The sequence below is a fragment of the Streptomyces sp. NPDC020422 genome (genome assembly GCF_044386705.1).
Taxonomy (GTDB): domain Bacteria; phylum Actinomycetota; class Actinomycetes; order Streptomycetales; family Streptomycetaceae; genus Streptomyces.
This window is the reverse complement of sequence record NZ_JBIRVJ010000006.1, coordinates 258,548-278,641: the sequence shown is the minus strand read 5'-3', so window position 1 is coordinate 278,641 and position 20,094 is coordinate 258,548. Positions and strand designations below refer to the sequence as shown.

The 20,094-nt window shown below is 74.0% G+C and carries 14 protein-coding genes; 5 read left to right on the top strand and 9 right to left on the bottom strand.

The window, feature by feature from the left end; all coding sequences use genetic code 11:
- Positions 1-22 precede the first annotated feature (22 nt).
- From ACH414_RS18290 to ACH414_RS18270, 5 genes are read right to left on the bottom strand one after another with little or no spacing between them, the layout of a single operon-like run.
- On the bottom strand, positions 23-1,138 hold the full coding sequence (locus ACH414_RS18290; RefSeq protein ID WP_382533793.1) for a DegT/DnrJ/EryC1/StrS family aminotransferase: 1,116 nt from the start codon (positions 1,136-1,138) through the stop codon (positions 23-25).
- The gene (locus ACH414_RS18285; RefSeq protein ID WP_398942440.1) at positions 1,135-1,836 is read right to left on the bottom strand and encodes an acetyltransferase; all 702 of its coding nucleotides are present in this window, start codon (positions 1,834-1,836) and stop codon (positions 1,135-1,137) included. The genes ACH414_RS18290 and ACH414_RS18285 overlap by 4 nt, the downstream gene beginning before the upstream one ends.
- 11 nt (positions 1,837-1,847) lie before the next feature.
- Positions 1,848-3,971, bottom strand: coding sequence for an aminotransferase class I/II-fold pyridoxal phosphate-dependent enzyme (locus tag ACH414_RS18280; protein WP_398942438.1), 2,124 nt, complete (start codon positions 3,969-3,971; stop codon positions 1,848-1,850).
- Positions 3,968-5,095, bottom strand: coding sequence for a Gfo/Idh/MocA family protein (locus ACH414_RS18275; protein WP_382533799.1), 1,128 nt, complete (start codon positions 5,093-5,095; stop codon positions 3,968-3,970). Before ACH414_RS18275 ends, ACH414_RS18280 begins: the two co-directional genes overlap by 4 nt.
- Before the next feature lie 17 nt (positions 5,096-5,112).
- Positions 5,113-6,594, bottom strand: coding sequence for a sugar transferase (locus ACH414_RS18270; protein ID WP_382533801.1), 1,482 nt, complete (start codon positions 6,592-6,594; stop codon positions 5,113-5,115).
- Positions 6,595-6,945: 351 nt separating this feature from the next.
- Here ACH414_RS18270 and ACH414_RS18265 point away from each other — a divergent pair, with 351 nt between their 5' ends.
- From ACH414_RS18265 to ACH414_RS18255, 3 genes are all read left to right on the top strand, one after another.
- Positions 6,946-7,815, top strand: a complete 870-nt coding sequence (locus ACH414_RS18265; protein ID WP_386566753.1) for a glycosyltransferase family 2 protein — start codon at positions 6,946-6,948, stop codon at positions 7,813-7,815.
- A gap of 276 nt (positions 7,816-8,091) precedes the next feature.
- Complete coding sequence (locus tag ACH414_RS18260; protein WP_398942435.1) at positions 8,092-9,531, top strand: glycoside hydrolase family 6 protein; 1,440 nt, start codon at positions 8,092-8,094, stop codon at positions 9,529-9,531.
- A gap of 138 nt (positions 9,532-9,669) precedes the next feature.
- On the top strand, positions 9,670-10,713 hold the full coding sequence (locus tag ACH414_RS18255; RefSeq protein ID WP_382533806.1) for a M4 family metallopeptidase: 1,044 nt from the start codon (positions 9,670-9,672) through the stop codon (positions 10,711-10,713).
- A gap of 106 nt (positions 10,714-10,819) precedes the next feature.
- Here the strand turns inward: ACH414_RS18255 and ACH414_RS18250 are convergent, their stop codons facing one another.
- The 3 genes from ACH414_RS18250 to ACH414_RS18240 form a co-directional block, all read right to left on the bottom strand.
- On the bottom strand, positions 10,820-12,775 hold the full coding sequence (locus ACH414_RS18250) for a hypothetical protein (protein ID WP_398942432.1): 1,956 nt from the start codon (positions 12,773-12,775) through the stop codon (positions 10,820-10,822).
- Between the two features lie 222 nt (positions 12,776-12,997).
- Entirely contained in the window at positions 12,998-14,392 is a 1,395-nt protein-coding gene (locus ACH414_RS18245; protein ID WP_382533809.1) for an NAD(P)/FAD-dependent oxidoreductase, read from the bottom strand.
- Positions 14,393-14,535: 143 nt separating this feature from the next.
- Positions 14,536-15,246 (bottom strand): TetR/AcrR family transcriptional regulator, encoded by a 711-nt coding sequence (locus ACH414_RS18240; RefSeq protein ID WP_382533811.1) that lies wholly within the window; start codon positions 15,244-15,246, stop codon positions 14,536-14,538.
- Between the two features lie 143 nt (positions 15,247-15,389).
- Here ACH414_RS18240 and ACH414_RS18235 point away from each other — a divergent pair, with 143 nt between their 5' ends.
- Positions 15,390-17,024, top strand: a complete 1,635-nt coding sequence (locus ACH414_RS18235) for an amidohydrolase (protein WP_386566763.1) — start codon at positions 15,390-15,392, stop codon at positions 17,022-17,024.
- A gap of 237 nt (positions 17,025-17,261) precedes the next feature.
- On the opposite strand, the gene ACH414_RS18230 is transcribed toward ACH414_RS18235, so the two are convergent.
- Positions 17,262-18,230, bottom strand: coding sequence for a LacI family DNA-binding transcriptional regulator (locus ACH414_RS18230; protein ID WP_398942430.1), 969 nt, complete (start codon positions 18,228-18,230; stop codon positions 17,262-17,264).
- 230 nt (positions 18,231-18,460) lie between these two features.
- Between ACH414_RS18230 and ACH414_RS18225 the strand changes: the two genes are divergently transcribed.
- A complete protein-coding gene (locus ACH414_RS18225; protein ID WP_398942428.1) occupies positions 18,461-20,089 on the top strand; it encodes an ABC transporter substrate-binding protein in 1,629 nt (542 codons plus the stop codon).
- Positions 20,090-20,094: the final 5 nt, after the last annotated feature.

Genomic DNA, 20,094 nt, shown 5'->3' with positions numbered 1-20,094 from the left:
GGCATGGGGGAGAGGTGCCCTGCTAGGGCAGGGCGTTCACCAGCGCGTCCACGACCTGCTGCTGCTGGTCGGGGGAGATCTGCGGGAAGAGCGGCAGCGAGAGGATCTCGCCGGCGGCCCGCTCGGCGACGGGGAAGTCCCCGCGGCGGTGCCCGAGGTGGGCGTAGGCGGGCGTCAGGTGGACCGGGTCCGGGTAGTGCACCCCGGCCCCGACGCCGCCCGCGTTGAGCTTGCCGACCACGGCGTCGCGGTCCGCCCCGGGCACCCGCACCACATAGAGGTGCCACACGTGCGTGTTGCCCTCGGCCGTCACCGGGAGCACCAGGCGCCCGGCCGCGGCGAGCGGGGCGAGCAGCTCGTCGTAGCGGGCCGCGGCCGCCCGCCGGGCCGCGTTGCCGGCGGCCAGCCGGCGCAGCTTGGCCCGCAGGACCACGGCCTGCAGACCGTCGAGCCGGCTGTTGAAGCCGGGCACGTCGTGCCGGTACTTCTCGACCCCGCCGTGGTTGGCGATGGCCCGCACCAGCGCCGCGGCCTCGGGGTCGTCGGTGAGCACCGCCCCGGCGTCGCCGTAGGCGCCGAGGTTCTTGCCCGGGTAGAAGCTGGTGGCGGCGATGCCCCCGCTTCCCGGTGTACGGCCGTTCCGGACGGCGCCCTGGCTCTGGGCGGCGTCCTCGACGATCCGTACGCGCTCCGGCAGGGCCGCGGCGAGCGCCGCCACGTCCGCGCTCTGCCCGTACAGGTGGACCGGCACCACGGCCCGGGTGCCGGCGCCGACCGCGGCCACCGCTGCCGCCGGGTCGATGAGCAGGGTCTCCGGCTCGCAGTCCACCAGGACCGGCCGGGCCCCGGCCCGGGTGACCGCGCCCGCCGTGGCGATGAAGGTGTTCGCGGGCAGCACCACCTCGTCGCCGGGCCCGACGCCGCTCGCCCGCAGCGCCAGCTCCAGGGCGTCCGTGCCGTTGGCGACGCCCACGACGTGGGCGACCCCGCCGAACGCGGCGTACTCCCGCTCGAACTCCCGGACCTCCTCGCCGCCGATGAAGGCGGTGCCGGCCAGGACCCGGTCGAAGCCGGCGCGTATCTCCTCGGCGACCTCGGCGTGCGCCGCCTTCAGGTCGACCAGGGGAATCTGGGTCATCTGCCGTTCACTCCTCGTGCCGGGACCAGCGGGTCCCCCTGGGTGGTGTCGTGGTCGAGCTGTTCGAGGGCCGGGGGCGCCGCCGCGCGCAGCCGGCGGGCCGGGGAGCCCGCCCACACCTCGCCCGCGGGGACGTCGGCCAGGACCGTGCTGCCCATGCCGACCAGCGACCAGGCGCCGATCGCCGTGTCCTCGCGGACCAGCGCGCCCGCGCCGACGTAGGCGCCGCGGCCGATCCGGGCGGTGCCGCCGAGCCGTACGCCGGAGGCGAGGGTGGCGAAGTCGCCCACCTCGTCGTCGTGGGTGAGGACGGTGCCCGGCATCACCGCGACGTGCCGGCCGACCCGCACCGCGGCCGTCAGGACCGTGTGGGCGAGCAGCACCGTGCCGGGGCCGAGCACCGAGGTGGCCGAGACCGCCGCCGTCGGGTGCGCCACCGTGGTGTAGCGGTGCTCCGGCAGGCCGAGGCGACGGACGATCCGGGCCCGGGAGCCGTAGTCGCGGGGGCTGCCCACGCACACCACGAACGAGGCGTCCGTCAGCTCGGGCACCCGCTCGGTGCCGCCGAGGACGGGCACGCCGTCGACCGCGCGGCCGTGCAGAGCCGGGTCGTCGTCCAGATGGCCCGCGAGCGGCAGGCCGGCGGCGCGGGCGGCCTGCGCGGTCTCCCGCGCGAACCCGCCCGCACCGATGATCACGAGCCGTTCCGTCACCGACGCGCCGCCGCTTCCCGCAGGACGGCGACGACGCGGTCCTGCTGTTGCTCGGTCATGGTGTGGAACAGCGGCAGGATCAGCGAGTCGCGGCTGATCCGCTCGGTCACCGGCAGCGCCGCCGCCGGATGGCCCGCGTACGCCGGCTCCAGGTGGCTCGCCATGATGCCCCGGCGGGCCGAGATCCCCGCCTCGGCGAGCAGCGCGAGCAGCTCGTCGCGGCCCACCGGGAACTCCCCGTCGAGCAGCACCCAGTACGACTGGAAGTTGCCCTCGCCGTGCTCCGGGTCCCGCACCGGGACGAGCCCCGGCACGTCGGCGAGCAACCGCGTGTAGCGCGCGCCGAGTTCGCGGCGCCGGGCGACCAGGGCGTCGAGCCTGGCCAGCTGGGCGAGTCCGACCGCCGCCTGGATGTCGGTCATCCGGTAGTTGAACCCGGTCTCCAGATAGCTCTCCAGGACCGGCTTGCCGCTCGCGTGCCGCTCGGCGGCCGAGACGTTCATCCCGTGCTCGCGCAGCCGGCGCAGCCGCGCCGCCCACTCGGCGTCGTCGGTGGTGACCATCCCGCCCTCGCCGGTGGTGAGCAGCTTGCGCGGGTGGAAGGACCAGGCGGCGAGGAGAGCGCCCCGCCCGACGGACGCGCCGTCGACGGTGGATCCGATCGCGCAGGCCGCGTCCTCGACCAGCGGCAGCCCCCAGCCCTCGCAGGCGGCCCGCAGGGCGGCCACGTCGGCGGGGACCCCGGCCTGGTGGACGACGAGCACCGCCTTGGTGCGACCGGTGCGGACCGCGTCGACGGTGGCGGCGGTGAGGTTGCCGGTGGCGAGGTCGACGTCGGCGAAGACCGGCTCGGCGCCCACGTACCGTACGGCGTTGGCGGTGGCGATGAACGACAGCGAGGGGACGACCACCTCGTCGCCCGGGCCCAGGCCCAGCGCGACGAGGGCCAGGTGCAGCGCGGTGGTGCAGGAGCTGACGGCCACGGCGTGCGCGGCGCCGACCCGCTCCGCGAAGGCCTGCTCGAAGGCGGCGACCCGCGGCCCCTGGGCCACCCAGCCGGAGCGTACGGCGTCGGCCGCGGCCGCCGCCTCCTCCTCGCCGAGCCACGGCACCATGACCGGGATCCTCGTGACGGCCCGGTCGGCGTCCGTCGCGGTCGCCCCCTTCTCGGCACGCCACCAGTCGACCAGGTCCCGCAGTCCCGTCCGCAGGTCGATCTCGGCCTTGAAGCCGAGCCGCTCCTCGGCGAGCGAGGTGTCCGCGAGGCGCCTGGTCACCCCGTTGACCGCGCGGGCCGGGCCGTGCACCGGCTCCAGGTCCGAGCCCATGACGTCGAGGAGGCCGTCGGCGAGCTCGCGCAGCGAGGTCTCGGTGGCGCTCGCCACGTTGAACACCTCGTCGGTGAGGCCCTCGCGCGCCGCCAGGATGTTGGCGCGGGCGATGTCGCGGACGTCGACGAAGTCCATCGTCTGCGTGCCGTCGCCGAGGATCAGCGGCGGCTCGCCCGCCTCGATCCGCTCCATCCAGCGGATCAGCACCTCGGTGTACAGGCCGTGGATGTCCATCCGGGGCCCGTACACGTTGAAGTAGCGCAGGGCCACGTAGTCCAGGCCGTACATGGCGTGGAAGCTGCGCAGCATGCCCTCGTTGAAGGCCTTGGCGGCGCCGTAGAACGTGTCGTTGTTGTACGGGTGGTGGCGCTCGGTGGTCGGGAAGGACTCCGCCAGGCCGTAGACCGAGGCCGAGGAGGAGGCGATCACCTTGCCCACGCCGGCGGCCGCGGCGGCCTCCAGGACGTTGAACGTGCCGTTGACCATGACCTCGTTGGCGAGCCGGGGCTCCTCCGCGCACTGGGTGATGCGGATCGCCGCCAGGTGGTAGACGAGGTCGGCGCCCTCGGTCACCCGGTGGACGGTCGCCGCGTCGCGGATGTCGCCCTCGACGAGCTCGACCCGGCCGCTCGCCAGGGCCCGGGCGAGGTTCGCCCGCCGGCCGCGCACGAAGTTGTCCAGGACGACGACCTGGCTCGCACCGCCCTCCACCAGGAGGTCGGTCACATGGGAGCCGATCGTCCCGGCGCCGCCGGTGACCAGGATCCGCTTGCCCGCGATGTCGCTCAACGCCGTTCTCCCCGCACGTCGGTTCCGTTCTTGAGGGACCGGTCGGAACCGGTCCGCAGCCCGACGACCGCACCGCGGAACTGCAGGCTCCGCGACGCCGCCTCCAGGATGTCGAGCACCCGCAGCCCCGCCCGGCCGTCGGTCAGCGCCGGCCGGCCCTCGGTGATCGCCGCCGCGAACTCGTCGACCATGCTGCGCAGCGCCTCCTTCTCACCGATCGCCGGCGCCACCATGTCGCCGCTGCGGTACGAGATCAGGGCCTCCCGCCGTTCGTCGGCGCCCAGGTCCTGCGGCGTCGCCAGGTCCACCCCGCGGTCGAAGAGCGCGATGCGCTGCGCCGGGTTCAGGTCGTCCCAGACGAGGGTGCGCTTGGCGCCGCCGACCATCGTGGTGCGGACCTTGGTGGGGGAGAGCCAGTTGACGTGCACGTGGGCGATCGCGCCGGTGTTGAGCTGGAGGGTCAGATACGTGATGCAGTCCTGGCCCGCGCCGATCGGGTCGGCGCCGTGGGCGGCGACCGCGACCGGCTCCACGTGCTCGGGCAGGATGAAGTCGAGGATGGACAGGTCGTGCGGGGCGAGGTCCCACAGCACGTCGATGTCCTTCTGGACCAGGCCCAGGTTGATCCGCACCGAGTCCACGTAGTGGATGTCGCCGAGCGCGCCCTCGTGCACGAGCTCGCGGATCTTCGCCACGGCCGGGGTGTAGCAGTAGGTGTGGTCGCACATCAGCGTCAGGCCGCGTTCCTCGGCCTCGGCGACGAGCAGCGCCCCGTCGGCGTACGTGGTGGCCAGCGGCTTCTCGACCAGCACGTGCTTGCCGGCGCGCAGCGCCGCCAGCGCCACGTCCAGATGGGTGCCGGCCGGGGTGGCGACGGCGACGGCGCCCACCTCCGGGTCGGCGAGCACCGCCGCGTAGTCGTCGGTGGCCTGCACCGTGGAGTAGCCGCCGAGGACCCGCTGGGCGCGCGCGACGTCGAGGTCGCACAGCCAGCGCAGCCGGAAGCGGTCGCTGGCCTGGAAGTTGCGCACCAGGTTCGGGCCCCAGTAGCCGGCGCCGATGACGGCCACCCCGAGCCGCTCGTCCGGCCGGTCGGCGTCCTTCACGGAGCTCACGCCAGTCACGTCGTTTCCCTTCATCGTCAGTAGGCCCCCGTTCCGCGCAGGACGGCGGGGCCGGTGCGCAGCAGGATCACCGCGTCCAGGCCGAGCGACCAGTTGTCCACGTAGGCCAGGTCGAGGCGGACCGCCTCGTCCCACGGCAGGTCGGAGCGACCGCTGACCTGCCACAGCCCGGTCAGCCCCGGTTTCACCAGGAGCCGGCGCCGGACCTCGTGGCTGTAGCCGGCGACCTCCTCGGGCAGCGGAGGGCGCGGCCCGATGAGCGACATCCGCCCGTTCAGCACGTTCAGCAGCTGCGGCAGTTCGTCGATCGAGTAGCGGCGCAGGGTGGCGCCCACCCGGGTGACGCGCGGGTCGTCGCGGACCTTGAACAGCAGCCCGTCGCTGTTGTGGTTGGCGTGCGCGAGCTCCGCCCTGACCGCCTCGGCGTCGGGCCGCATCGTCCGGAACTTCAGCATCGTGAACTGCTTGCCGTGCAGGCCCACCCGGACCTGCCGGAACAGGGCGGGGCCGCGGCTGCCGAGCCGCACCGCGAGGGCGACGGCGCACATCAGCGGGGCGAGGACGAGGAGCAGCACCGCGGCGATCAGGCGCTCGGCCACCTCCTTGGGCAGCCGGGCCCAGCGGGACAGCCGGGGCGCCCGCAGATGGATCAGCGGGACCCCGCCGACCGGCCGGACCTCCAGGCGGGACGCGGACACGTCGCCGAGGGCGGGGGCGATCAGGAAGTCGCCGCCGGCGGCGGCCGTGCTCCAGGAGAGCGCGCGCAGCAGCGGCGCGTCGATCTCCGGGGAGGGCAGCACCACCACGGTGATGGAGCCGGCGAACCCCCTGATGGCGCCGGGTACTTCGTCGACGCCGCCGAGCACGGGCACGCCCAGCTTGTCGAGCACCGCGCGGCCCCGCGCGTTGTCCGGGTCGGTCAGGCACACCCCGGCGATGTCCAGGCCCTGGATCCCGGCCCCGGAGGCGGCGCGGTCCGGGCCGCCGTTCCACAGCGCCGAGAGGAGCTCGGCGACGCGCGCCGAGGGGCCGACCAGGATCGCGTGCGTCCGGTTCCGCCCCAGCGCCCAGTTGCGGCGCAGCCAGCGGCGCATCAGGAAGCGGGCGGCGAGACCGAGGGCGGCCGTGGCCGGGGTCGCCAGGATCATCTCGTGCAGCAGGTCGAGGTCGCCGAAGAGCCCCCAGCCGAGGACCGCGGCGAGTGCCGGCAGCACCAGGGCGCCGCGCAGCACCCGGCGGTATATCTCGCCTCCGCCGCCCAACGCGGCGCGCTCATAGGCGCGGTGGGCGTGCATCAGCGCGATCCAGACCGGCGGCAGGCCGAGCACGACGGGCCAGTGGCCCACCGTCCCGAGCACGCTCACCGCGGCGACGGCCGCCGCCGTGGTGTCCGCGGCCAGCAGGACTGTCTGGTGTCTCCTCCGCCACCAGAGGCGGTGGACGTCGAAATGTGTGGATTCGACTCGATGCCGCTCATGCGTGACCGGCAGGACGGTCATCCATTCCCCCCAAGGGCGCTTCCCGCGCACCCCGTCGAACCCCCGCACGCCGTCCCCGGGACCACCCGCGAGAGCGGCTCGCGGGCACGGGAAAGGCAGCGGTGATGGGACGAGGGTGCGCGGCTCTTCCGCCTGACTGAACGGTGCGGACCGCGGTCGCAAGTCTCCCCAGCCACGGCCGGTGTCCGCACATGACGCAGAATCCGCCCAGGACGAGTCGTGTTCGTGCCCCAGCGGATCCGGCAGCGCTCAATCTAGACCAACTAGGGCAGGCCAGCCAGGAGTTGTGTGAAACTCCTACCGATAGTTGAAGGAACTGTAAGAGTGGGACTCCTTGGTCATACTGTCCCCGTGCCCAGCATCGTGATCCCCGCCCACAACGAGGAACGCACGCTCGGACGCCTCCTGGACGCCCTCCTGGACGGCGCCCGCGACGAGGAGTTCGACATCGTCGTCGTGTGCAACGGCTGTACGGACGCCACCGCCCGCGTCGCCGCGGAACACGGACCGCGCGTCCGGGTCGTCGAGACCCCCGTCCCCTCCAAACACGAGGCCCTGCGCCTCGGCGACGCGCACGCCCGCGGCTTCCCCCGGATCTACGTCGACGCCGACGTCGTGCTCGGCTCCGGCGACGTCCGGGCCCTGACCGACGCGCTCTCCGGCCCCGGCGACCGCGGCGGCGAGGTGCTCGCCGCGGCGCCCGAGCGGGAGCTGCCGATGACCGGCTGCTCCTGGCGGGTACGCGCCTACTACCGCGTGTGGCAGCGCCTCCCCGCCGTCCGGGAGGGCCTGTTCGGGCGGGGCGTCATCGCCATGTCGGGCGAGGGCCACGCCCGGATCGCCGCGCTGCCCCCGCTGATGGCCGACGACCTGGCCGCCTCGCTCGCCTTCGCCCCGGCCGAGCGCCGTGTGGTCCGGGCCGCCCGGGTGGTCGTCCGGCCCCCGCGCACCTGGCGGGACCTGATCCGGCGCCGGGTACGGGCCGCCACCTCCACCGCCCAACTGGAGGACCACCAGGCCCGATCGGCGCCGGCCGCCGCCCCTTCGGCCCGCACCGGCATCGGCGACCTGCGGGCCCTGCTCCGCGCCGACCCCACCCTGCTGCCCGCCGTCCTCGTCTTCCTCTCGGCGGCGCTCGCGGCGCGCAGGGGCGCACGCAAGGCCATCCGGGCGGGCGACTTCGACACCTGGCTCAGGGACGAGAGCAGCCGACAGGACTGAACGGGTCCCGTGCGCCCCGGCGAGCCGCCGAACGAAAGGTTTCGGCCCGCCGGAAGATCACCGCGGCCTACGCTGCGAGTGATCGCACCACGGGAAGGGCCCCTCATGAAGTTCCGGATCCCCGGCAGACGTTGTCTCGCACTGGCAGCCGCACTCACGGCCTGCACCGCCTGGACCGGCGTCGCCTCGGCGGCCTCGGCTGCACCGGCGGCACCGGCTGCCGCGGCCGTCTCGGCGGCACCGGCAGTCACGGTGGCCCAGGGGGCCCGGGCGGCCTTGGGGGCTCCGGGCACCTCGGTCGCCGCGGCTACCCCGATCACCCCCGTCGCCCCGGTCGCCCCCGTCGCCTCGGCCACCTCGGGCGTCCCCATCGTCCCCGTCGCCTCGGCCACCTCGGGCGTCCCCATCGTCCCCGTCGCCTCGGCCACCTCGGGCGTCCCCATCGTCCCCGTGGTCCGGGCGGCCTCGGCGGCCCTGGTGGGCCCGGCCACCCCGGGAGCCCCGGCTGCCACAGGCGTCTCGGCGCCGACGGCGGACGTCCCACCCGCCCCGGGGCCGCTCACCACCGCCACCCGCTTCTACGTCGACCCCGACAACGCCGCCGCGCGCCAGGCCGTCGTCGACGCGGCGGCCGGTGACGCGGCCGAGGCCGAGAACATGCGGCGGCTCGCGGCGTTGCCGCAGGCCGCCTGGTTCACCGGCGGCACCCCCGCGCAGGCGCGCGCCTCCGCGAGCGCCCTGCTCGACCGGGCGCGCTCCGCCCACCAGGTCCCGGTGCTCGTCGCGTACGACATCCCCGGCCGCGACTGCGGCCTCTACTCCAGCGGCGGCGCCGCCTCCTCCGCCGCCTACCGCGAGTGGATCACGGCGCTCGCCGAGGGAGTCGGCCAAGGGCCCGCCGTGGTGCTCCTCGAACCCGACGGCCTGGCCAACCTGCCCAAGGACTGCGCGGGAGGCATCGACCCGACCGGCGAGCTCACCGCCGCCCGGCTCGCCGACCTCGACTTCGCCGTGACCACGCTCAAGCGGAGTCCCGGCACCGCCGTCTACCTCGACGCGGGCAACAGCCAGTGGAAGGCCGTCGGCGACATCGCCCGGCGGCTGATCGACGCCGGTGTCCGCAAAGCCGACGGCTTCGCCCTGAACGTCTCCAACTTCCAGCCGACCGACCAGCTCACCCGCTACGGCACCTGGGTCGCCAAGTGCGTCTGGTTCGCGGCCCAGGGCCCCGACTGGGCCCGCGGCCACACCGACTGGTGCGCGAGCCAGTACTACTCCGCGGCCGCCCCCAACGACGGTGCCCCCGGCAACGCGGTCTCCGCCGCCGACCCCTCCACCTGGCACTGGACGGACGCCTGGTACGACCGGTCCGTCGGCACCCCGCCCGCCGCCGAGCTGCTGCACTTCGTCGTCGACACCAGCCGCAACGGCCGCGGCCCCTGGACCCCCGCCCCCGGCACGTACGGCGATCCCGAGACCTGGTGCAACCCGCCCGGCCGCGGCATCGGCCCCCGCCCCACCGCCGACACCGGGGTGCCGCTGGCCGACGCCTATCTGTACGTGAAGACCATCGGCGAGTCCGACGGCAGCTGCACCCGCGGCACCACGGGCACCCTCGACCCCGAGTACGGCGTCGTCGACCCGCCCGCCGGAGCCTGGTGGCCGCGGCTCGCCCACGAGCTCGCCCGGAACGCGCAGCCCGCCCTCACGCCCTGACGACCCGGCGCTACGAAAACATTCCGCCCCGGGACGCCCGTGGCCGGAAACCCTCGACGCGGACCCCGTCTCTGCGCGATGATCACGCCCGCACCACGCCACCCCCCTCTTCACACATCCCCCAACGGGAGGACGTTGATGGCACGCCGCACAACCCGCGGCCTGATAGCCGCGGCCACCGCGACCCTGGCGCTGGTCGCCCCGGTCACGACGGCCACGGCCGCCGCGCCGGCGCCCGCCGCGGCCGGACCGCAGGCCCGCATCTTCATGGTCAACCCCGTGCAGTCCTCGGGCGACCAGACCCTCGTCGACGCCAAGGACGCCGCCGACGCGGTGCCCGCCTCGGCCTACGCCACCGCCGCGCTGCGCAACCTCGACGGCAGCGGCGGCCTCAGCGGGCGCTGGGCGTACGTCAGGTCCGACACGGGCAGCTCCGCGAAGACCGCCGACGCCGGCGCGTACAACCGGCACGACGACCAGTTCGAGCAGGTCATGGCGTACTTCTGGGTCAACGAGGCCCAGGAGTACCTGCAGGGCCTCGGCTTCGGCAGCGAACTGCCCGGCGCCAACGACCGCGCGCAGCCCGTGCGGATCAACCAGTGGGGCTCGGACAACTCCTTCTTCACCGACAAGAAGGACGAGATCCGCTTCGGCAAGGGCGGCGTCGACGACGCCGAGGACGCCGAGGTGATCGTGCACGAGTACGGGCACGCCGTGCACGAGGCCCAGGTCCACGGCTTCGGCTCCTCCCCGGAGGCCGGTGCCATCGGCGAGGCCTTCGGCGACTACCTGGCCGTCGAGGTCGGCGCGCACGCCGCCGGCCGCTACGGCTGGCCGGTCAGGACGGACCTGGCCTGCGTCGGCGACTGGGACTCCGTCTCCTACAGCACGGCCCCGCACTGCCTGCGCCGGGTCGACGGCACCAAGACCTACCAGGACCGGGTCGGCGAGGTGCACGCGGACGGCGAGATCTGGTCCCGCGCCCTGTGGGACATCCGCGGCGCGCTCGGTGCCCGGACCGCCGACCGGATCATCGTGAATGCCCAGTTCGGCTTCGCGCCCGACACCTCCTTCGCGGACGCGGCGACGAAGACGATCGCGACCGCCCAGAAGATGTACGGCACGGACGCGGCGAACGCCGTCCGCGCCGCGTTCCGGGCCCGCGCCATCCCCGGCGTCTGACACCCGTAGATCGGAAAGAAGAGGGGGCCGTGCCGGTCGGCACGGCCCCCTCACCGCATCGCCGCATCACGGCGCCACGGCATCACGGCGCCACGGCGTCAGGACGTCAGGGCGTCACGGTCAACGGCGGGCATGCCGGGTCGAGCCGCAGCCGCGCCAGCTCGCGGCCCACCAGCCCCCACGCCTTCCAGCCGGTCGGCTCGAAGGCGAGCTGGGGGTCGGTGTACCAGTCGTCACCGAGGCCGGTGGCGACCAGCTGGGGATCGGCGAGGCCGGGGCCGAGCAGATGCACGTTCCCGCCGCCGAAGTACGTCGAGGCGAACACCTTGCCCTCGTGCACCTCGATCTCTCCGTAGCCCGGCAGCGCGCCCTTGTCGAGGACCCGCCGGGTCGCCAGGTCCATGGTGAACCAGCCGGCGTTCCGCTTGAGGACGCCGTACAGGATCCCGTCGTGGACCCTGACGTCCTGGATGGTCTCGTTGCCGGCCACCGGGTCGAGCTCCCACTTCACCGTCCGGGTGGCCAGGTCGAAGGCGGCGACGCTCGCCGCGCTGTTCCAGGTCGCCGGGTCGCCTCCGCCGCCGCCGCGGACGTCACCGCCCAGATAGACGATGCCGTCCGGGCCGAGGCTGAGGCTCATCACGCTCTCGTTCGGGATGACGTTCACGTACACCTGCTTGTCGCCGGTGACGGGATCGACGACGGACAGCGACCCCCGGGTGCTGGTGCCGAGCGGCGCGCCGGCGATCAGCAGCCGGTCGGTGACCGGGTCGTACTCCATGTCCCACGGGCGGGCCTGGCCGTTGCCCACGTAGCCGAGGGAGCGCAGCGGCGCCCGCGGGTCCGCCAGGTCGAGCTCGATGACCTCGCTGCTCGGGTAGATCGCCGCGTACAGCTTGTCCCCGCGGCGGGCCAGGGCCTTGGGCTCGCCGGGCACCCAGATGTTGGTCCGCGCGCCGGTGGCGGGGTGGTGGACGGTGAAGGCGAAGTGGCCGCCGACCCAGACGTTGCCGCGGTCCGCGTCCAGCAGGATCGACTGGGGGCGCTCCGCGCCGCCGGTGAGCCCGGCCTCCAGCAGGTCGACGTAGTCGGACCGCTTGGTGGTGACGTCCAGGGTCCAGACGCCGCCGCTGCCGGAGAAGCCGGTCAGCGTCGTGCCGTCGAGGAACACCCCGCGGGTCTCCTCCTTGGCGCGCGGGACGCCGAGCGACTCCAGGGGCTCGGCGGTGCGGTAGCGGAAGACCTCGCCGTTCGGGCGGGTCGAGAGGTACGCCGTGTAGTCGGGCCCGAGGCCGATCGAGTCGATGGAGGCGCCGATGTCGACGGTGCGCAGGTCGGTGCCGTCGGTCTTCACGTCGTACAGGGTGTTGCCCGCGCCCGCGCGCACCCGGGTGCGGCCGACGGAGACGGTGGAGAAGCCGGCCGCGCTGGTCGCCAGGGTCTTGACGGCACCGGTGGACCGGTTGACCGAGACCAGCTTCTTGGTGTCCGACAGGGCCGCGTAGACGTGGGTGGAGTCGACGGCCACGCCCCGCGCGTACCGCTCGTTGGCGGAGAGCTGGCCGAAGCCGCGCTTGGCGCCGGTCGCCGGGTCGTACTCCCACACCGCGCCGTCGGGGTACGTGCCCGCGTAGACCTTGCCGTCGGGTGCGGTGGCGAGGCTCCAGATGAAGCCGCCGCTCTTGCCGAGCGAGGCCACCCTGGTGATCGCCCCGGTGGCGGGGTCGAATCGGTACAGGTCCGGCACTGGATAGGTGCCGACGTAGATCTTGCCGCCGGAGACGGTGGTGGCCCACGCGCCCTCCGGCTCGCCGGTCTCGGGGCCGTCGGGTATCGGGGTCTCGCGGACGACCTCGCGCGTGGCGAGGTCGTACTCGGCGAGCACCGGCGGCTTGAAGCCGCGGGTGACGACATAGGCACGGCCCTGGTGCACCGTGGCGCCGACGATCGCGCCGGTCAGCGAGGCGGAGCCGAAGCGCTCCACACCCGCGCCGCCGCAGTCGGCGGTGTCGGCGCGCGCGGGCGCCACGGGCGAGACGAGGGTCAGCAGAAGGGTGAACACCGCGGCGATCAGGGGCGCGAAACCCCTTGTGCGGCGCGGGAAGTGAGACATGGTCAGGTCCCGTCGTGATCGGCCCGATCGGCGTGATCGGCGTAAGCGAAACGGATACTGGGGGGACGATACCGATCATGGACGGACGGACGGACGGACGGACGGACGGACGGGCGGACGGGCGGACGGGTGGACGGGTGGACGGGTGGACGGGCGGACGGGCGGACGGACTCAGCTGTCGAAGCCGAGGCCGAAGCGGTCAAGGGTCCGCAGCCACAGGTTGCGGCGGCCCTCGTGCGCGTCGGCGCGGGCGAGGGCCCACTGGGTGATGCCGATGCCCACCGAGCGCACCGGCTCGGGCGGGAAGGGCAGCGGCTTGCGCCGTACGAGGTCGAGGGAGGTGCGCTCGGTGCGCTCCCCGGCCAGGAGGTCGAGCAGGACGTCCGCGCCGAAGCGGCTGGCGCCCACGCCCAGGCCCGTGTAGCCGGCGGCGTAGGCGACCTTGCCGCGGTGGCTGGTGTCGAAGAAGACGCAGAAGCGCGTGCTGGTGTCGATGGCGCCGCCCCACGCATGGCTGAAGCGCACCCCGGCGAGCTGCGGGAAGGTCTCGAAGAAGTGCCGGGCGAGGGTCGCGAAGGTCTCGTGCCGCTGGTCGCGTTCGGCCTGTACCCCGCCGCGGAAGCGGTGCACGGCGTCGAAGCCGCCCCACAGGATCCGGTTGTCGGCCGACAGGCGCACATAGTGGAAGCGGTTGGCGCAGTCGGCCCAGCCCTGGCGGTTCCGCCAGCCCACGGAGGCGAGTTGGGCGTCGGTCAGGGGCTCGGTCATCAGCGCGTAGTCGTAGACGGGGACGGTGTACGGGCGGTGCCGGCGCAGCAGGGAGGGGAAGGCGTTGGTGGCGAGCGCGACCCGGCGGGCGCGCACCCGGCCGTACGGGGTGGTGACGGCGACCCGGGGGCCGTCCTCGGCGAGTCGGGTGCCGGGGGTGTGCTCGTACACGCGGACGTCCAGCTCCTGGCACGCCCGCTTCAGTCCCCAGGCGAGCCGGGCGGGGTCGACCATGGCGACGCCGTCCCGGTTCCACAGGCCGCCGAGGAAGGTGGCGGAGTCGATCTCGGCACGGACGGCCGTCTCGTCGAGGAGGGTGACCCGGGCACCGTGACGGGTGGCGGCCTCGGCCTCCTCCTCGAGGCCGGCGAGCTGGTAGGGCTCGGTGGCCACGGCGAGTGAGCCGGTGCGTTCCCAGGCGCAGTCGATCCCGTAGCGCTCGATGGTGTCCTCGATGCCCTGCAGGTTCTCCCGGCCGAGGCGCTCCAGGCGCCCGATCTCGTGCGGCCAGCGCGCGATGCCGTTGCCCAGGCCGTGGGTGAGGCTCGACTCGACGAATCCGCCGTTGCGCCCGGACGCGGCTCCGCCGGCCTGGCCGGCCTCGATCACCACGACGTCGGCGGACGGGTCGCGCTCCTTGGCCAGGAGCGCGGTCCACAGGCCGGTGTAGCCGCCGCCCACGACGAGGAGGTCGCAGTCGGTGGCGCCGACCAGGGCCGGGGCGGCCTGCGGCCGGTTCGGGTCGTCCAGCCAGAACGGGACGGGAGCGGCGTCGCGGAGCGAGTGCACGGGGTCCATGGGGCGGAGCTCCTTCGGATCGCGGAGGTACGGGCCTCCGAAGTGCCGCCATGAGACCCGGCCGGCCGAAGTTGCGTCAATGGTGTTGTCGTAAGCGCCCGGGGCTCCTCGTGGGGGCGTCCCGCCCGCCGGATCCGCCGCCGCTACCCCTTGCCGAGCCTGGCGAGGCGTGCCCCCACCGCGTCCAGCATCAGTTCCAGCGCGAACGGGTGCCCGCTGTCCCGCATGTCCGCCGCCAGCAGCGGGTACGTCGCCGCGATGTGCGGGTGGGTGGCGGCGGAGAGCTTCCCGTAGGCCGCGTGCCAGACCTGCTCGTCGGCCTCACGGGCCCGCTCGGGCAGCGCCTGGGCGGCCGCGTCCAGGGCGGCGAAGGCGAGCGCCTGGTCGACGAAGGCGTGGTAGATCCGCACCGCCTCCGCGTCCGGGAAGCCCGCCCCGCGCAGCACCCCGAGGATCGACTCCACCGCCCGGGTCTCGTGCTCGCGCCCCGTCGTGCGGTGCGCGGCGAGCGCCGCCACCTGCGGGTTGGCGAGATACGCGGCGTGGATGCGCAGGGCGATCTCCCGCAGGTCGGCCCGCCAGTCACCGGTGGCCCGGAAGCCTCCCTGCGCCCTGCCGATCATCTCGTCGGCGAGGGCCAGGAGCAGGTCGTCGGTATTGCGGAAGTACCGGTAGAGCGCGCTCGGGTCGGCGCCCAGGGCGGCGCCGAGCCGCCGTACCGAGAGCGCCTCCGCGCCGTGCTGGGCGACCAGCCGCAGCGCGGTCTCGACGATGATCCGCTCGGAAAGGACGGTGCCCTGTTTGGTGGGGCGCCTGCGCTGTCGCCGGTTCTCCGGCACCACTCGTTCGGCCATGGCGCCGGACCTTATGACAACACCCTTGACGTGTAAACCACCGTACGGGTTGCATGACGCCCCTCGCACCGGCCCCCGCCTCGGGGCCGGTCCGGCGCCCGGGGCAGGCAGACCCCGGTCCCCTCACCTCCAGGAGTACGTACATGAGCACGGCCGACCTGGTCTTCACCGGTGGCCCCGTCTTCACCGGCGACCCCGCCCGCACCCGGGCCACCTCCCTCGCCGTGGTCGGCGAGCGGATCACCGCCGTCGGCCACGACGAGGTGCGCGAGCTCATCGGTCCGAAGACCGAAGTCGTCGACCTCACGGGCAAGTTGCTGATCCCCGGCTTCCACGACGCCCATATCCACGCCGTGTCCGGCGGGCGCGAGATGGCCGAGTGCGACCTCAGCGGCACCACGGGCGTCGACGACTACCTGCGCATCATCGGCGCGTTCGCGGCCGCCCACCCGGACCGCCCCTGGATCACCGGCGGTGGCTGGTCCATGGAGAGCTTCGAGGGCGGGCTGCCCTCCCGGCGGCTGCTCGACGGCGTGGTCGCCGACCGCCCCGTCATCCTGGTCAACCGCGACCACCACGGTGCCTGGGCCAACTCCCGCGCCCTGGAGCTCGCCGGGATCACCGCCGAGACGCCCGACCCGGCCGACGGCCGCATCGAGCGCGAGGCCGACGGGACCCCGAGCGGGGTGCTCCAGGAGGGCGCGGTCGCCCTGGTCCAGCGGCTGGTGCCGCCGAGCACCGCCGCCGACCGGCGTGCCGGACTGCTGCGCGCCCAGGAGCTGCTGCACTCGCTCGGCATCACCGGCTGGCAGGACGCCCTGCTCGGCGCCTTCAGCGGAATGCCGGACCCCACCGACGCCTATCTCGCCGCCGCCCAGGACGGCACCCTCACCGCCCGCGTCAGCGGTGCGCTGTGGTGGGACCGGGAGCGCGGGGCGGAGCAGATCCCCGAACTCGTCGAGCGGCGCGCGAAGTCGAGCCACGGGCGCTTCCGGGCCGGCTCGGTCAAGATCATGCAGGACGGCGTCGCCGAGAACTTCACCGCCGCCATGACCAGCCCCTACCTCGACGGCTGCGGCTGCGCCACGGCCAACACCGGGCTGAGCTTCGTCGACCCCGAGGCGCTGTGCGGTTACGTCACCGAGCTGGACGCCCTCGACTTCCAGGTGCACTTCCACGCACTCGGCGACCGCGCCGTGCGCGAGGCGCTGAACGCCGTCGAGGCCGCGATCCGGGCCAACGGCCGCCGCGGCAACCGCCACCACCTGGCCCACCTCCAGGTCGTGCACCCCGACGACATCGCCCGCTTCGCCCGGCTCGGAGCGCTCGCCAACATCCAGCCCCTGTGGGCCGCGCACGAGCCGCAGATGGACGAGCTGACCATCCCCTTCCTCGGCCCCGAACGCGCCGCGTGGCAGTACCCGTTCGGCGACCTGGTCCGGGCCGGCGCCACCCTGGTCGCCGGCAGCGACTGGCCGGTCAGCAGCCCCGACCCGCTCGCCGGGCTGCACGTCGCCGTCAACCGGGCCGAGCCGGAGGCCACCGACGGCCGGGTCTTCCTGCCCGAGCAGCGCCTCGACCTGACCACCGCCCTCGGCGCCTACACGGCGGGCTCCGCGCACGTCGGCGGTCACGACGAGGCCGGCAGCCTGCGCGCCGGATACCTCGCCGACCTCGTCGTCCTCGACCGGGACATCCTCACCGCGCCGGCCGAGGAGATCGCCGCGGCCCGCGTGGAACAGACCTTCGTCGGCGGCAGCCGCGTGTACGCGGGCTAGGAGGACGTCGTGTCGGTCAGGCCGGACCAGCGAGCGGCGCCGCGCGGGGTCGCGGGGCGCCGTCAGCCCGGCACGACCGCCGGGACCCCGGCCGGCGAAGGGGCCGGGCCGCCGGGACCGGGGGCGGTGTCCCGGCCCGGTTCCGCTCCCGGGTCGCCGGACCCCGCCGGACGGGGAGACCGGTCGGACCGCGCCGGACCGGCGACCCGGTCGGGCCGCGCCCGGCCGGGAGCCCCGTCACGACGAGGCCCGCACCTGAAGCCGGGCGGAGAGCAGCACGCCGGGGGGAGTGCTGTCTCCGCCCTCCAGGGCGGAGACCAGCAGCTTGATGCCCTCCTCCGCGACGTCCTCGGGGCGCAGGCTCAGCGTGGTGACCGCGGGATCGGCGTGTGCGGCGGTGCTGTCCTCGCTGACGCACACCACCCGTACGTCCCCCGGCACCGCGAGGCCCAGCCGCCGCGCGGCGTCCAGGACCAGCGGGGGGCTGGCCTCGGCCACGACGAACAGCGCGTCGGGCCGGGGCTCGGCACCCAGGGTCTCCTCGACCGCCCTGACCACCGGTCCGTTGCCGGGCTCGGGGACCAGGGTGACCAGCTTCTCGGCACCGTGCCGCGCGCACCACGCGCGGTACGCGGCGAGGACGTGGCGGTGGAAGCGGGTCGTGCTGTCGGGCAGGACGAGCGCGGTCCGCCGGGCTCCCCGCTCCCGCAGATGGTCGAGGGAGTCCGCCACCGCCGCCTCCGTGTCCAGGTCCACCCAGTACGCGCCGCTCCGGTCCGCCACCGACGCGTCGCTGAACACCGGGATCCGGGCGGCGAGGAAGTCCTCCACGAGAGGGTCGTCCTCGACGGGGTCGGCGACGATCACCGCCTCCAGGGGCAGATCGGCCCACTCCCGCTGCAGCGTCCCCGCGGGCAGCATCACCAGCGCGTAGCCGTGCCTCAGGGCCGCGGCCGCGGTCGCGCTCGTCAGCCGGGCGAAGTACGGCGAGTCCAGATACGCCCAGGGCTCGCCGGCGAACTCGCCGACTACGTAGCCGATCAGCCGGGCCCGCCCGGCGCGCAGCTGCCGGGCGGTGGCGTTGGGTCGGTAGCCCATGCGCCGCGCGGTCTCGCGCGCCCTCTCCCGCACCGCGGGGGAGAGCCGCCCGGTGCCGTTCAGCGCGGCGGAGACCGTCGTCTTCGACAGCCCCGCCTCGCGGGCCACGTCGACGAGCCTGACCCGCGGTCCGGGCGCTCGCGCGCCACGTCCGCCAGGCCTGTCCTCGGCATGCCCTCCGGTGTGTTCACGTGTGGTCACGGTCCGATGCTGCCACCTTCCTGACCTTTGCAAAACCGTTCCCGCAGAGGCTTGTGCGGGAACGTTCCCGCATCAATACTCGCTCCATCCCCCACCATCCCCAGTGCACCTCTACACCCGTAAAGGGGTGGGTCTCCTTGCGCACCTCCAGACTCCTCACCGCCGCCGTCTGTACCGCGGCCCTCGCCGCCACGGTGACCGGCTGCGCCGGCGCCAAGCAGCCGGGCGCCGGCTCCGCCGCGTACACCGTCACGCCGAACTCGCCCGCGGCGAAGGGCCCCCTGCCCTCCTTCACCTGGTCGCTGTACGCCGAGCCGTACACGCTCGACTACGCCCAGGCCTTCGACTACCCGCCGAACACCGTCCTCGCCAACGTCTGCGAGCAGCTCCTGCGGGTCACCCCCGACCTGAAGATCGAGCCCGGCCTCGCCGTCAAGTGGGAGAACCCCGACCCCCTGGTGTGGGTCTACACGCTGCGCTCCGGGGTGAAGTTCCACGACGGCAGCACCATGACCGCCGACGACGTCGTCGCCTCCCTCAAGCGCCAGATGGACCCGGCCACCGGCTCCCCCTGGGGATCCGCCTTCAAGAACGTCAAGACGATCGAGAAGACCGGCCCCCTCCAGGTCACCCTCCGGCTCACCAAGCCCGACGTCCTGCTCAACGAGCTCATGGCCGCCTCGCCCGGCACCATCGAGAGCGCCGCCTTCCTCGCCAAGGCCGGCAAGGAGTACGGAGTCCCCGGCGGCAAGGTCAACTGCACCGGCCCCTACGCCCTGGACACGTGGCAGCAGGGCGAGTCGATCACCCTCAGGAAGTACGCCGGGTACTGGGACAAGAAGCTCACGGCGAAGACCGACACGGTCCGCTTCACCTTCGTCGAGGACCCCTCCGCCCGCACGAACACCTTCCTCTCCGGCACCGCCGACGGCGGCTACATGGTCCCCTCCTCCTCCCTCGCCCAGCTGCGCGCCTCCAGCAAGGGCAAGGTGTACTTCGGCCCCAACACCGCCGCCGCCGACCTCGCCGTCCTCGACTTCAAGGGCACCCTCGGCGACCTGAAGGTCCGCCAGGCCCTGTCCATGGCCCTGGACCGGAAGAACATCATCAAGGCCGCCGCCGGCGGCATCGGGATCCCCGCCAAGGCCCCCACGGCCCGCAGCGCCTGGTCCCTCACCCCGGAGCGCACCGAGGGCTACTTCAAGGACCTGCCCGAGCCCGTCTACGACGTGGCCGGCGCCAAGGAGCTCGTGGACCAGGCCGGCGCCACCGGCAAGAAGGTCACCCTCGTGACCAGCACCCTCGCGCCCGAGATCAGCGTCGTCGCCAACGCCGTGCAGGCCGCCGGCCGCCAGATCGGCCTCGACGTCCAGCTCAAGTCCGTCTCGCCCGAGGCGTACAGCAGCATCTTCGTCGACCCCAACGCCCGCAAGGGACTCGACCTGGTCATCACCAACGGGTACGACAACACCCCCGACCCGCTGGAGTTCTACCAGTACCTGCGCACGGGCGACTTCGCGAACTACGGCAACTGGTCCGACCCGGTCTACGACGCCGCCTTCGACCGCGCCAACGCCGCCGCCGACCCCGGCGCCCGCTCCGACCTCACCGCCGAACTCCAGAGGATCGCGGTGCGCGAACTGCCCGTCATCCCGGTCTACGAGGCCCCGTACACCGTCTTCCTCGGCAACCGCATCACCGGCGCCCCCACCGGAATCTCCCAGCTCTACTACCCCTGGGCCGCGACGATCGGTGCCTCCTCCTGATGAAC